Annotated in this window: 2 protein-coding genes (1 of these 2 running past the window's edge); both read right to left on the bottom strand. The window is 67.4% G+C overall.

Annotated elements, in window-relative coordinates:
• Positions 1–14417: the beginning of a C2 family cysteine protease gene (locus tag ABZS43_RS06205; protein WP_355034742.1), read on the bottom strand. Its footprint begins 25516 nt before the window's first position; the window shows 14417 of its 39933 coding nt (coding positions 1–14417); it begins with the start codon at positions 14415–14417; its stop codon lies beyond the left edge, outside the window.
• Positions 14381–15580: a hypothetical protein gene (locus ABZS43_RS06200; protein ID WP_355034741.1), complete on the bottom strand. Its 1200-nt coding sequence runs from the start codon at positions 15578–15580 to the stop codon at positions 14381–14383. The genes ABZS43_RS06205 and ABZS43_RS06200 overlap by 37 nt, the downstream gene beginning before the upstream one ends.

Here is a 15580-nt window from a genome sequence, read left to right as displayed (position 1 = left end):
TCCCCGAACCACATGTCGGCGAACGCCTCCGCCATATCGGGAACCTCACGGAGCGAGGCCACCCGGTGCGCGTATTCCGCCCGCACGGCGGCCTGCGCCTCCAGGAAATAGACCGGCCACGATGACGTGGCCTCGGACATGATCACGGGGAGATCGGTGAGACCGTCCACCCGCACCCACCGCGGCTGTCCGGCCACCATCAGCAAGACGTCAATGTGCCCCGCGGGGTCGCGGCGCACCATATCCGGTATCGCGGCCGGATGGTCGCGAACCAGTTCGCTCAACTGCCGCAGCGCGTCGTCATGGCCGGTCACGAGTTCGTCGGTGAGCAACGCGATCACATCCGATGGCCGGGGCGCACCCGCTCCGAAGAAGTCCCCCACGATCGGTCCCGCGACATTCGATGCCGACTGTCGCGGGACCGGAACGAATACCTCGTCGGCGCCCTGGAGTCCGATGGGCACCAACGCGAGTGGACCATCGGGCGCGGACATGGGCATCGGCTCGTCGGATTCCATCCCGATCGTGATCGCCGCGTAGTCGCCGAAGGATGACGAGTCCGGCTCGCTCGACATGGAGATATCACCATCCGATATCTCCGATGTCCGCGATCGGTCACCGAGGCGATCCCGGCCGACCCGGTCCGTATCTCCGTTGTCGTCGAAGTCCGGGCGCAACGATCTCGGCGCCGAAACCTCGGTCGACCTGTTCCACGCCGGATCACCGTCCTGTCCCAGTTCGTCGTGCCTGACAAGCACCGACTCGTCCTCGGTCGGAAACTCGTCGCTGTCGGCATCCTCGGATTCGAAAACTCTGACGACGGAGAGATTGTTCGCGATCGCGAAGGCCACGATGCTCTGGCCGAAGAGTTCGACCCGCCGGTCGAGGTGATCGAAGACTTCCAGGTGGGCGCCCGACGCGGATAGGCGGACGACGTAGCGCAGATAGGCGTCGTCGCCCAACAGTACCTCGCTACCGTGTTCGAAATCGCAGCCGCCGATATCGTCGACTGTGATATCACGGAGCGAACCCTGGTAGAAGTTCGGCAGACTCGCGCCGTCCCAGCGGTGCGGCGACATATCCCCACCGGTCACCGCTGCGGGCTCCCCGGTGTCATCCGGATTCGCGGCGAGCGGACCTGGCACGGCGGTGACAGGTAGCGACGTGTTCTCCACCGGCATACTGTTGTCGGAAGGGATTTGGGCCAAACGCGTTCGCAGCGCCGCCACGGCCGCGTTCGTGCCCGACGCCGCGACCGCGGCATGGGCCTCGAGGATCAGGGCAGGCCAGTCGGGCCCGGTCCCGATCCATTCCGACGGCACAGCGGTCGTCACGCCGACCCGCACCCATTGGGGACGTCCCGCCACCACCAGCATGACCTCGTCACCCGCTATATTGCCGTCGGCGCCGATGACCGGGCGAAGCATGTGTTCGAGCGCGCGCGAATCCCCGGCCATCTCGCGCAACTGCCGGACCGCCGGGATATCCGGATAATCCCGCAGATCCGCGACCACGGGCCCATTCGGCCCGAAAGTGTAGCCTCGCAACCTATTCGGGCGATGCAGGCCCAGAATCGACGCCTCGTCCTCGGTGAACCAATGCTGCCCACCCCCGACGTGCACCAACACCCATCCGGCAAAGTCGGTCCGCGGATCGACCACAACCCGCTGATGTTCGAACAACACCGGCCTGTTCGGCAGCGACACCGCCCGCGCCCACCACCCGTTCGCCTGATCCCACACGAACCCGGCTGCCGTCAACGCCGCGCCGGAGACGTAATGATCACCGTTGTGCCCGACGACCCGAGCATTGGCCGGACCCTCGGACGCAGCGCCGAGAGGCAGCAGGATTCCACCGGGATACGGCACGATCGGCTCGCCGCTGTCCGACAGCAGTTCCCGGTGCGGCACGTCGACGCGCACACCCCAGGCGGGCAGTCCGTTCGGCGGCAGCATCACCTCGTCGCTGTGCGCACCGGAGGCGACGACGGGAATCGGTACACCAGAGTCGAACCAGACGGGATGGCCGACCGATTTTCTTCCACTGCCCGTACCGAATTGAGCCGAATGCACATAACGCTGATCGGCCTCCGAAATCGGCTGCACCAGTGTCAGATTCAGTGCCTGTTCGGCGGGCTGCGCGTCGTCCGGGGCCACCGGCGCGGCGCTGGACTCGAGCGGTACGGAATTCGATGCGGCCCAACTGTCGTTCAGTCCCGCGATCAGACCGACCTGGGCGGCCTGACGAGCGACGTTCGTCTGTATCTCCCGCACCGCCGCGTCCCTGTCGAACGCCACGACCGCGGCGTGGGCCTCGAGGATCAGGGTCGGCCAGATGGGCCTGGTCCCGATCCACTCCGACGGCACGACGGCCGTCAAGTCCACCCGTACCCATTGTGGACGCCCCGCCACCACCAACAGGATCTCGGCGCCGGTCATCGTGCCGTCGGCGGCGGTGACCGGGCGAATCATCCGACGGATCGCCCCCGGATCCGTCGAGACCAGTTCGCGCAACTGCCGGACCATCGCCGAATCGCGATGATCCCGCAAATCGTCTTCCACCGGTCCATTCACCCCGAAAACGAAGCCTTGCAAGGTATTCGGACGATGCAATCCCAAACTCGCGGCCTCGTCCTCGGTGAACCAATGCTGCTCACCCCCGACGTGCAGCAACACCCATCCGGGAAAGTCGGTCCGCGGATCGACCACAACCCGCTGATGTTCGAACAACACCGGTCTGTTCGGCAGCGACACCGCCCGCGCCCACCACCCGTTCGCCTGATCCCACACGAACCCGGCTGCCGTCAACGCCGTATCGGGGACGTAATGATTACCGCTGCGCCCGGCTACCGCGGCGATGCCGACGCCCTCTAGGCCGAGATTCCACAGCAGGATTCCGCCGTGATGCGGCACGATCGGCACGTCACTGTTCGACATCAGCACGGTATCGGGCACCTGAATGTAGACACCCCAGCGCGACAGCCCATTCGGCGCCAGCACCACCTCGTCGCCGTGCGCACCGGACGGCGCGATCGAAATGGGCGAACCGGCGGCGATATGGACGGGCAAAGCCTGCGGCCACGGATCCGGATCGGGTGCGAACAATCTCCCGGCGGCGGAGTCGTTCTCGGCGGCCGGAACCGCGACTCCCGTATCCGCCACGTCACCCGAGGCCTCCTCGGGGATCGTCTGCTTCAGGACCGGCTCCACCGCGGTCGCATCGCTCGCGTCCGTCTGCACCCTGGTCAAGCCATCCGCGACCGGCTCCCCGTCGGTCGCGTCCCCGAACGCCGTCACCGATACGGCGACGTCGCTCACTACCGCCTGATCCCTGACGACGGTCTCCTCCACGAATATGGTGACAACGACCTCGTCCGTGTCGATCGTCTCGACCGACGACGCCACCGGGGTCTCGACGACAGCCGTCGGAATCGCCGATACCTCGCGGTACGGGGGCGGGTCCTCCTCCGAGACGGGAGTAGTCGTTTCGACGGACCTTCCCCCGTCGACCTCGACCTCGGTGAGCGGAGTGAGCGGTGGACCGCTGTAGGCGGGCGTGGGCGCTTGCGGCAGGACGGCACCCGCCAATGCCTGTGTGGCGGCGAGCTTCTGCAACGTCCGCGCCCCCGCGATCGCCTCGAGGATCAGAATCGGCCAGACCGGGATCGCCGGGTCGAACGGGACCGGCATCTCGGTGGAGCGCTCGACGCGCACCCACCGCGGCACACCGTCGACGGTCAGCAGCACATCGGCGCCGATGACATTGCTGTTGCCGAAGATCAATTCCCCGGCACTGTTGAACGCGTTACCGAAGGCGTCGAAAGTATTTCCGTCGGTGACCGCCACCTCGCCGCTGAACGTGCGAAGGCCACCGTTCTCGGCGACGACAACGCGCATCATGCTCGCGATGCCCCCCGGCATGGACGCGCGCGCCCGCAACTGGTCGACGACCGGTGAATCCGGAAGATTGCGCAGATCCTCGGGTTTCGGACCGCCGGTCGCGAACAAGGCACCGACCAACTGACGCGCGGGAGACAGACCGACACGTCGAGCCGCGCTCTCCGATATCGAGTGCCGTGCCCCGTCGAAGTACACCGGGACACCCCCCGACCCATCCCGTGTCTGGTCGACGAAGACGTCCCGGTGCTCGGGGTACTCCAGGTGATGGGTCACGGTGATCGACCGCGCGTACCACCCTTTCGCGTCATCCCACACGTACCCGGCCTCGGCCAGGTTCCGAGCGGAAACCAGGTGCTCCCCATCGAGTCCGGAGACCCTGATGTGCGTCGCGTCGATCCGCCGATCGCCATCGGCCTCGGTGAGCAGGATGCCGCCCGGATTCGGCTCGACCACCACATTCCGCGTCGAGATCAGCGGCGGGCCCGCGGCGTCGCGCATGACCCTGCCGCTGGGGCGGAACATGCCACGACGTTGCGCTTCATCCTCCGTCATCTGGATTTGCCGATCGCCGACATCCACGATGACCTGTCCCGGAGGCGCTGATCTCGGGCTGACAATCATCGGCTCGAACTCGAACAGCGTCGCGCCACCGTCCAGCGTGACAGCGCGCGCGTACCAATTGTTCGTGGCGTCCCATACGTACCCGGCGGTGGCGAGCGCCTGGGTGGTCGTCGTCGTGGACATATTGCACCCGCGCAGCTTGACCAGGACTGTTCCGTCCTCGGCACGGATATGCGTCGGCCCCGCGCTGTCATCGAGGTGCAGAATGCCGCCGACGAACGGCTCGAGCACCACTCCCGCCCCGCCGGTGAGATTGGGGTACCCGTGAACCATCCGCGTTCGGCCTTCGGCCACGGTCAGCACGGCCTCATCGCTGGCGGGGCCGAGATACGACTCGTTCCACGGGATGGTGAGGTCGTCGGCGAACCGAGCGGTGAACCAGGACTGCACCCCGGTCACCCGGCGAACCTCACGTCGGCTGGATTCGTGCACGACCAGGGAGGTGAATTGGTTGAAGTGCTTCGCGGGCACGGTGATCGTGCTTCCGTCGCGATCGATCAGTTCGACCGCGATCACATCGCCGTACGCATCGTCCGCGCGCACCGCCGACACCTTGTAGGTGCAGTCGCCGAGCAGTCCGGTATCGGAGGGACTCCAGGGGAACGTCGGTCGAGTACTGACGAACAATGTGCGGCTGTGCTCGAACAGATAGGTGATCTGCGCTCCCACCGAAGCGTGCGACGAGGCATCGTAATTCGGGCGATCGGACTGCCAACCGGCCATTGCCCGCCACAGCCGCGACAGGTCGTCCCGGATGACGCCGTAGCCGGCTCGCCCGATCATCTCCCGCAGGAACGCGTCGAAACCGGTCGGGGTGGCGACATCGTGGCGCCGCATCCATTCCGCGAATCGCTGTCTCGATCCGTCGCTGGAATCGGTCGTTCGCATGCGGTGCATGGTGGGGTACCACACGCGCGACGACCACGCTTGCGACTCGATCAGATGTCGCCGCAGACGCCACAGCGGAGTGGCCAGCCCGTCGTACGTCGGGCCGAGTATGGACTTCAGCAGCCGTTCGAAGCGATCCGCGCCGCGGAAGTTGCCCGCCCTCATCCAGCGGATGAATCGGTCGATGGCGGCGGCGCTGTCGGGTGCGCGCACGAGGGCGTAGCGCGCGCGCTCCCACACCTGGTGATCACCCATTGTCCTCATGCGCGCATACCAGAGACTCCGGCAGGACGACAGCACGCGGGCCGCATCCGGTCCGACCAGTTCGCGCAATTCGACGTCGGTCATATTCATGGGGTGCGCGAGATCGCGGTACTCGTCGCCGCAGATCGCCCGCTGCGCGTGCGCGGGATTCCACCCGCGGGGCGGTCGCACCGCCGCCTCCGCGTCCGTCAGCTCGAAGCCCTGGTAGATCGTCCACGCCTTCTCGATCACCGCGGGCCACAATGGCTGCCCCTGCTGATTCGCCCCGTAGGCCATCCGGCCGTCGTAGGAATAGAAATTCCGGTCGACCGCGACACGCACCGCGGTGCCGTCGGTTTTCGTGAACCGGACCTCGAAATCGCCATCCGCGCGTTCACGCACCATATGACGCACCCAGCCGGGACGCTCCCGCACCAAGGTGAGCAGCACCTCGCGCAGCGGTGGTGGCACGTCCGGATCCACCGTCACATCGCTCGGCCGGGGGAGGCCGTCGTCACCGAACAACGGACCCTCGGCACGTTCCAGGCGCGTCTGGACGTCTGCGCCCAGCCTTGTCGGATCCAGCACCGCGGGTCCACGGTAATGCGGCCGATCGAGACGATGACGCGGGCGCGTGAAGCGATCGTCTCTATCGGCCATCCCCCACATGTCATCGACCACGTCGATACGCAACGGGCGCCCGCGCACTGAACGCGCCGCGCGAAACGAGCGAACAGCGTCCTGGAGTCGTCTGCCGTCCGTCGGCGCTGTCATCCATTTCTTCATCGACTCGGTGGCGACCGTGGGACGGTCCATCCAGATGACGATCGCGTTTTCGGCGTCGAGGTCTTCCTGGGTGGCCGCCGCGTACATCTCGACCGCGGTATCCACCGCGCCGCTCGCGGCCACCGCCGCTCCCGGCACATGCCAGGTGACCGACTTGGCGGTGCTGACATTTCCGATGGCGATCACCACCGAACCGGTTCCTTCGAACGCGTCGGGCTCGAATCTCAGCAGATGAATGGGCGGACTGGCGATTCCGGAGCGCTGCGGAAACAGCCGGGTCTGTGTCTTCGCCGTCGTCAGAGCCTCGCGGACCGACCGCGCGAAAGCGAGCCGCGTGCGGTCACGCGCTTCCAGCGGTTGCCCCTGCTGTTCGGCGGTGGTCAGTCGCTGATACTCGGCATCGAGATAGGTCCGATTCAGCTTGTTCCGGACACTCGGGGAAATACCGTCGACCTTGCGCAGCCGAGGGAAATCGGTCGCCAGTCGCAGCTGCTCACGCGGCGACAACGTCGCGAATTCGAGTTTGTTCCACCATGCTCGTCCGTGGTCGATCCACCACAGTGCCGCGTCCTTGGCCCGTTCCCGACGAATGACGAAAGTACCGCGCACGGTCAGGGAATTCGGGAAATGCGGCGGTGGCGTGTACCGCCGTTCGTCGGCCGTGGCGGACGGGCGATCCGCTTGCCGCGTATTCCTCGGCACGCCGAACAGCTCCGCGGCGCTCGGCCGCGCGCCGGGATCGCCGGACGCGCCGCTGGCGGGCGACGAACCGAAGGCGGACAACGCGCCCGGTCCCGACGAACTGATCGTGGCGAACTGGTTGAGATTCGCCACGGGCACCCGGATCTCGAGGTCGCCCGCGTTCGGGTCGGCGACCACGACGGCGGTCGGCACGCCGAGCCCGGTCGAAGCCATACCCGACCGCGTCGGGATGGAACGCTCCACGCGCACAACGGAATAGGCGTGCCGCGGTGCCAGCTCGACCCCGCCGGGACGATCGGCGCCGAACCGCTGTTTCGTGCCGAGGCTCACCACATCGCCGTGCCCGAGCAGCCGATCGATCCGCTCGGCGATCCACCGCGCGACCGTGGTGTCGGCCAATTCGGCATCGCCGACCCAGGCATCCAACCGGCTTTCGAGTTCGGCGCGCGCGTCGCGCCATTCGGTGTCGAGGAAGCTCAGGAATTTCTGAACGTCATCGGCGTTGGCGTCGGAATCCCACCGGGCCACGACCTCCACCACGGCATCGACCAGTTCGGCACGGCCCTCGAGAAGCGTGGTCAGGTCGGTGCGGCTCAGCCGCTTCAGATCCGACGGGACCAACGACCGGCCACCCGCGTCGGCCGATCCCGAATCGGCCCGGACCAGTTGCCACCCGCGCGGTCCTCCGGCGGAGGTATCGCCCGATTCCGGACCGGTCGCCACCAATCGCCAGTTCTTCAGTCCCGCTTCGACCCGCGCCAGCGCGGAACGCGATTCCTTGTCCAGCACGGCGGCGAATTCCCGGCGGATCGCCGACGCGGAACCGGTGAGTTCGGTTTCCCACGACAGGACCATCCTGGCGAAACCGGTATCTCCCACCACCTCGGTCAAGGTGTCCAGATCCAGCTGGAACGGATGCGCGAACACCGGCTCGTCCAGGCTGCGGGTGGGCTGGACCCGGCCGCCACCCGCCCGCCGCACCGGCGGAACCAACTGCGCGGCCGTCTCCCCCGCACGCCCGAATCCGATACCCCAATAACCGTCCTCGCCGCCACGGAAAACCGCCCACGCCTTCTCCACCACCGCGGGCCACAACGGACACACACCGTCATGCACCGCGTACTTCATCCCACCGCGCTCATCGACATAGAACACGTCGTCCACCGCGACCCACACCCAACGATCACGCGCCGGATCGAAGAACCGCACATCGAACCGACGCACCCCATCGACCACAGACTCCCGGACCATATCCCTGATCAGATCCGGACTCCCCGCCGCCAAACCCCGCAACGTCGACATCAGATAGCAGTCATCGGCACCACCCTGACGCACATCCTCCGGCAACGGACCCTCGGCACCGACCCGATACAGCGGACCGGTCGCCCGCGCGGTGCGGATCCCGGTGCGGCTCGCATCGATCGGCAGCCAATGTCCCGGACTCACCAACATTTGCGCGGTGGCCGCGTCGAGCGGATCGGGGCGGACCAGCGACGTACGCGTCGGCGTGTGCGTGACGGTGCCCGCACCATCGAGATACCACACGCCGGCCCCGGCCGGGACGAGCCGAATCGAACCATCGGGCGAGGTCGAGCGTGTGAACGCCGCGGCGACCAGGTCATCGCGCAATGTCGCGACAGTGTCGTCGGGCAGGCGAACCTCGTGAACGAGCACGCCTCCCTCGACCCGGCTCGCCTGGATGCGACCGGATTTCACGAGGACGAGACGCCCTTCGGCATCGGTCACCAGCAGACCCGAATCCGCAGCGGTGGTCACCGCGACCGGCATGGTGACCACCGTGCCCTCCGGCGCGGCGAATTCCGAGCCGGCTGGCTCGCGCGCGGCCGACTCGAATGCCACCTGCTCCACGGCGACGCCTACCGGTACCGGCTCACCGTGGAACAACAACTCCAACTCGTCACCGGTGAACCGATCCCACAGATCATCGGTTCCGACCGGCTGCTCGAACTGGGACATCCAGTCGTCGGCCGACACCTCGCGCACCGAGTCGTCGGTCGACCCGGTGCGCTGATCAGCCTCGGAATCGGGGTCCTGTGCGTCGGTGTCGGGGGACGGCGGGATTTCCTGTTCGAGATCCGGGAATTCCACCGCCGCCTGAGTATTCGGCGCCAGTGCCGAGAGCAGCGATGGCGCGATACCACCGGAGACCAGACGTTCGGCATTGTGAACCTGCAACCGTGTCGCCAACGACTTCAACTCGGTTTCCGCGTCGGCGCGCGCGGTCCGCGCCAGCTCGAGGTTCTGCTCCGCGGTGCGCAGTTCGACGTCGGCGTTGTCGCGGGTGATCCGCGCGCTGTCGAGCGCGGACCGCGTCGAGTCGCCCGGCTGTTCCTCGTGGGCGTTGCGCGCGGCGTCGAACGCCGTGTCCGCGGTCTCGTAGTCGGTGCGCGCGGTCTGGTGCCGGGTGAGCGCGGTCTCGTGCGCGCCGACCGCCTCGGTATAGCGGATGATGGTCTGGGCGTGTTCGGGCGCGTGGGTGAACAGCGCGTCGTCGGGGGCCAGGTAGTAGCGGACACTGCCTTCCTGGTTGGCGCGCGCGGCGCGATTCTCGGCCTGGATGTCGATATCGCGCAGGTTCGATTTGCTCGTGATACTCACGTGCAGACCGCCGAGTTCACTGACGTCCTCGCTCACCGGGATGTCGACGCCTCGGCCACCTTGCCGGTTGATGACCAGCACGCTGCCCGCTCGGCCTGCCTCGTCGAAGATCTTCTGCAAGCGCACTTCGGCGTGCGTGCCGTTGTCGAGGAACCATCGCGCGTCGACCGCCTGATGTTCGATTCCGGCCTCGGTCAGCAATGCCGACAGCTGCGCGACCTCGCTGTTGCGGTTGGCGATCACCAGTTGCGGGCGCGCGAGAGCGTCACGGGGCGTGTGCGCCGCGACGATATCGTCGGCGATCATCCGGAGTTTTTCGGCCTGGCCGGTCGCGACCGCGGCCTCGTGGGTGATCAGTTTCGAATCGGCGAAACGAGGAATGCGGACAACCTCGTTCAGGCCGAACCGCTCGGTCAGCAGACGCGAGACCCCCTCGGCGGTGCCGGAAGCACCGGTCAGCGATCGGTAGTTGCCTTCCGGGCCGGTCGCACCGGGACCTGGATCGATCGAGAACATCTCACCCGCGGTCAGCGTCCTCGAGTTCGCCGAATCGGCGCGGGCCCGCAGACCGTGCTTGACCTCGATCGCCTGCGCCAGACCGCCGTTCCACCGGCTCTCGGTGGAGGTCTCCGGATCGAACAGCACCTTGTGGGAGGTCTGATCGATGATGAAGACCTTCCCCGTGACCTCGTCGACGATGTAGTGGTCGTTCTCGATGAACTCCCACCGCGCCGTCGCGGCGGAATCCACCAGGCGCACCACCTCGTCGAGCCCGAGGCGGGTCAGCGCCTGCCACTGCGCGCCCTCGGCGGCCCCCTGCGGGGTATGCGGGAGCAAACTCTCCAGCGTGGCGATACCGGCCTCGGTCAATTTCGCGGGGCCGCCGACCTGGTCGTCGGTCCGGCCGAAATGTTCGGGAGTCAGAGTGCCCGCTTCGAGATTGTCCCGCAGGAAGTCCCGAGCGTGGACGACGCTCGCGGCGACATCGGCGGGCGCGTGCTCGGCCGCGCCGTCGGAGATGATCCAGGTGGTGTCCGCGTGGACCAGCGCTTCGTCGATCTCGTCGAGAACAGCCACCCGGCCGGGCACCACCTTGCCGCGCAAGCGTCCGAAGGCCACGTCGTTCGGGGTGCCGATGTAGATCGTCGAATCATCTTCCAGCGGTTCGGCGTACGCGTGTTCCTGGCCCTCGTCCGGGCTCATCCGGATCACCTTGAACCCGTACGGTCCCAGCACCCGCTCGTACAGATCGAAGGCGTCCTTGGCGAGGCTGTCGCGTGTGGTGAACACCTGCACCGGTTCGCCGGACGACGCCTTCAGCATGGCGTCGGCCAGGAATGTGAGTGTCTTGCCCTCACCGGCGTCCATATTGATCGGACCGCCGCGCATCGCCATCGCCGCCATCACCTGCGTCCAGCGCAGCGTCTTGCCGGTCTCCCGCCTGATCACTTCGACCGTGGCTGTCACCGCCTCGTGGTATTCGGCGAGGTGATCGGGATCGCCGTGGAAGGTGCTGCCCTGCAACAGCTCCTTCAGCTCGGTCTTCGGTATACCCGCCCATACCTCGGGGTCGTATCGGTCGAGCAGATCCTTGGCGTCCTGCGCGAGATCGCGCACCACTTCCGCGGCGGGTGGACGCTCGGTCGTGAGCACCGAGTCCGCATCCCCCGCCGAATCATCCCGAACTCCCTCATGATCCGAATCGGACCTCGGGTTCACGGTGGCCGCGTCGTCCTGGGCAGAAACGTCGGCGTCATCGGCTCGGTCCGCGTCGCTCGTTCTCCCTGGGGTGCGCTCGGCCGCCTGGGGCCATTCCCGCTGCTGCTCCGGCGTGTACTTCCGCCCGTGCTGGTCGTAGTGGTCGATACCGTCGTAGTGCTCGCCCAGCGCCTCCTTGACCCGGGCGGGGGCGGGCCGATAAGCGCCCGCGGCATCGAAGACCGCGGTCAGCTTCCCGTCGCGGAACGCGGCCTTGAACGCCGTGTACACCCCGGCGTTATGGAACGCCTCGTGCGGCAGATCGCTGACATACCAGTTGCCCTCGTGGTCGCCGACCACGGTGCGCATGATCGGAGCCGTGCTCGGGGACCACCGTTTCAGGATCGGTCCCATACGCGGCACCGGCGTCTGGGGATCGGAGACCATATCGGTGACCGGACTCGAATCCGCGGTGCCGCGCAGCGTGACGGCATCATCGGACTCGGACCCGCCGCGCACCGACCCGGCACCGTCCTCGGAATCCGCCCCGCCGGATTTCGGCGCGTTCGACGGCTCGTGCCTGGACCACTGACCGTCCGGCGAGATCGTGAACCGATGCTCGGCCCGCTCCGATTCGTTCAGCCGTTTCAGCCCGCGCGAGAACGGCTTGTCGTAACCGGGGACCGGTTCGCTGTTCGCACCACCGTCCGTGGGGCGCTCAGGGGGTTTCTTCTGGCCGAACCCGGAACGCAAGGGCAGATCGTTACCCTCGGGCTGCCGGAACACCTCCCGATCCTCGTGCGGGGATTTGCCGCCTCTGAACAGCTCCACCGTCTGCTGGAAACCGACGATTTCCCGCAGGAATCGGCCCGCGCCCGGCCACACCGGGCCCAGCAGGTTCGCGTCGACCCGACGCCACCGCGCGCCCGAGGACGGCTCCGTGACCGCCGTATCCGCCCGGAAATCGCCGGCCCGCTTCGGGTTTCCCTCGGCTTCGGTGCGCGTACGCGCCGTGACCGAACTGTGTGAGGATTCGCTGTCGGAATCCCGGCGAGCGGCGGGAAGGCTACGATCGGCGACCGGATCGGGTTCGGGCCGCGACGACGGCGAACGGTCGACGCGCGGTCGGACGTTCGCGGTGTCGTTGCGAACGGGTGTTTCGGCCGTCGAAAGTCTCGACGGCTGAGTGGCGTTCGTACTCGTACTCGTACTCGTCGGCGCCGCAGCCGGAGCCGCAGCCGCGGCCGAAGCCGACGATCCGGACACGACGACAGGCTCCGCGTCGCTTCCGCCGGCAGCGGACGGATCGCGCCGAACCTCGTCCGCGGAGGTCCTCGCCTCGACTCCGTCGGGAACATCCTCGTTCGAATTCGACGACGACCGCAGCTGCGAGCGAGTGGTTTCCGGGCTGCCGGGCGCGGACTCGTGCTCCGGGGAGCGGATGGTCTCCGACGACGAAATGTTCTCGTGCACCGCCGTTTCGGCGGCATTGTTCGCGGACGGCCGCCGGTCCGCCGTCCTCGCGGTGTCGACCGCACCGGAACTCGGCCTGCCCGATCCCCTCGCCTCGTTGGGCGCATGGGCTGCGGCAGAAGCATTGCTCGGCTGGTGCCCAGCGACGACGACCGCGCCTTCTTCGCGGATCGAGTTCGCCGACTCGTCGCCGGTGGACACCGGATCACGGTGCGGCAGTATGTCGTTCCGGCTCGATGCATCCCGGTCGCCGACGGTCGAGGGCGAGTCGTCGTCGACGACCACCGACGCATCGAGCTCCGTCCTCAGCCGAACGGGTTCACCGGAATCGATAACCGATCCGTCCTCGCCCGCTCCCGAGTGCTGTTCGGCGTCGAGCCGCACATGGTCCTCGCCCGGGCCCGACGCACCGCCGTTGTGCTCGGGACCATTGCCGGGAACCGGATTCGGACCGTCTCCGTGCTCGGACGGCGGCGGCACCGCACCCTCTGGCAACTTCGTCGCGCCGAGATCGACCTTGTCGGGATCCACGTGAACTTCCACACCGGAACTGCGCCAACCGCGCGCACCACCGCTGAACGCGCCGGCCACACCGGCGCCGAGCTGCCTGGGATCCAGCACGAACGGGCCGCCGTTGACGATCTGATTGGCGACACCACCGCCGACCATACCGCCCACACCACCCGCGCCACCCAGCACGGCGCCGCGCATCACCTGCTGCAACCGGCTGTCGAACTCCGAACGGGTGATCTTTCCGCCGACGAAGTGGAACATATCGCCGGCGATCTTCCCGAACAGATGACCGAACGCACCGCCGAGCGCACCGCCGAGCGCGAACTGCAACAGCTCGTGGCTGTCGAAACCGTCACGGTGGTGGGCGGCCATCTGGCCGAGCTGGATCGCGATGTCCAGGATCACCTGCTGCGCCATGGCGTGCAGCGCGGCCGTCACCGTTTCCATGAGCAGTTTCTTCAACCAGTGGAAGAACAGGCGGTACCACTCGATCAGCACCACCTCTTGGGCGGGAGCGGTCACCGGGGAAAGCCACGCCAGCATGATCTCCCAGACCAGCTGCACCAGCCCGACGATGATCATGATCTTGTTTTCCTGAATCGCGCAGCCGACCTTGTTGCACGATTTCGCCAGCTGTGCCAGCGAATCAGCGATCGACGGCAGCGACGAGGTGCTCGACTCGTCGGTCAGCGCTTTCAGCGTCCGCGCCATCGAGGAGTCCTTGGCCGACGGATACGCCGCCAGCACCTCGGCGATCGCGTCCTCGATACCCTCGACCAGCCCCGACAGCTCCGCCGAGGCGTCCGACCATGCGGTGGCGAGGGCGAACATGCCGTTCTCGCTGCCCTCGGGCCACGCGCCGCCCGCGACGTAACTGACCCAATGCAGTTCGGAGGGCAGACGGATATCGGACTGCGCGACGGCGTCGGGAACGGCCATCACCGGCCCCCGGTGGGCCAGCCGAACCGCTGCCACGGGTCACCGTCGACCGGCTCGCCCTCACGACCTTCCGGGCGAGCGTCGCCCGTGCGCCGCTCCCGACGCTTCCCCTTGCCCTCCGAGGCGCCCGTACCCGCCGCACCACCCGGCATGCTCGGCACGCTCGGGGTCATCGCCCCGCTGCCGAGGGTGCTGCGCGTCCCCGGTCCGGGCTTGGTCGATTTGTCGCCGTCGCCCGCGGTCCGGGTCACCGGCGTACCCAGCCCGTTCGTCGGCGTGCCCGCACCGCTCGCGCCAGTCGGCACCACCGGACCGCCGGTCCTGCCCGGCGATTCACCGGTGCGCGGATCGCCGCCCGAGGGCACGAACCCGTTGGGGCCGAGCGCACCCGGCAGCGCGGAGACCTCCGGATCGGGGATGCCGTCCAAATACGACGTTCCCGGCCCGGTGGTCGTGCTGTACGGGGTATCGGGATTCATATCGGGATTCGACGGATCGATGCCGGAACTCAGCGCCCGCGCCGACGATGGATCCGGTGTCGGCGCCTTGTAGGGGTCGGGTAGCGCGGTCAGGTCATCCGGGCCTGGTGCGCCCGGCACCGATCCCCCCGGATTCGTACCCCCACCACTGTTCTCCCGGTACTGCGGGCTCCCCGTCGGTCCCGTCTTGTCACCGCTGCCACCGCCAGTGCCAGTGCCACTGCCGCTGCCACCGCCGCTGCCACCCTTACCGAACTCCGGATCGGAACTGAGCGGACCCGTGTACGGCCCGGGGTTGCCGTGCGCGTCAGCGTCGATGTAGCTCTTGAGGATCCACTGGGCGTAGAGATCCTCGCCTCCGGCAAACGCCTTACCCGCTTCGGTGATCGTGGTTCCGTAGTTGACCAGCAATTGCGCGTACACCGGAATCGCGCCTGTCGCGTCCGACCCGTGGCTCGCGTTGCCGACCAGCGAGTCCACCGCGGAAAGATAGCCCGACGCGCCCTCTGAGAAGTGTTTCCCGAGTTCGTCATCGCCCCACGGCTGCCCGAGAGACCGCAGGGCGCCGCTCAACTTGTCGAGTATGTCGAACAGGCCGTGCGCCACGCCGGGCAGATCGGCCAACTTCTGCCCCTTGTCGATCAGGGCGTCCGGATCGACCCGCACGGTGGAGCCCCCATTCGACCCGCTGCCACCCTCGTTCGGTGTGGTCGATGTCAC

The sequence above is a fragment of the Nocardia sp. NPDC005366 genome (assembly GCF_040606855.1).
Classification (GTDB): Bacteria; Actinomycetota; Actinomycetes; order Mycobacteriales; family Mycobacteriaceae; genus Nocardia.
This window is presented reverse-complemented; position numbering and strand designations above follow the sequence as displayed.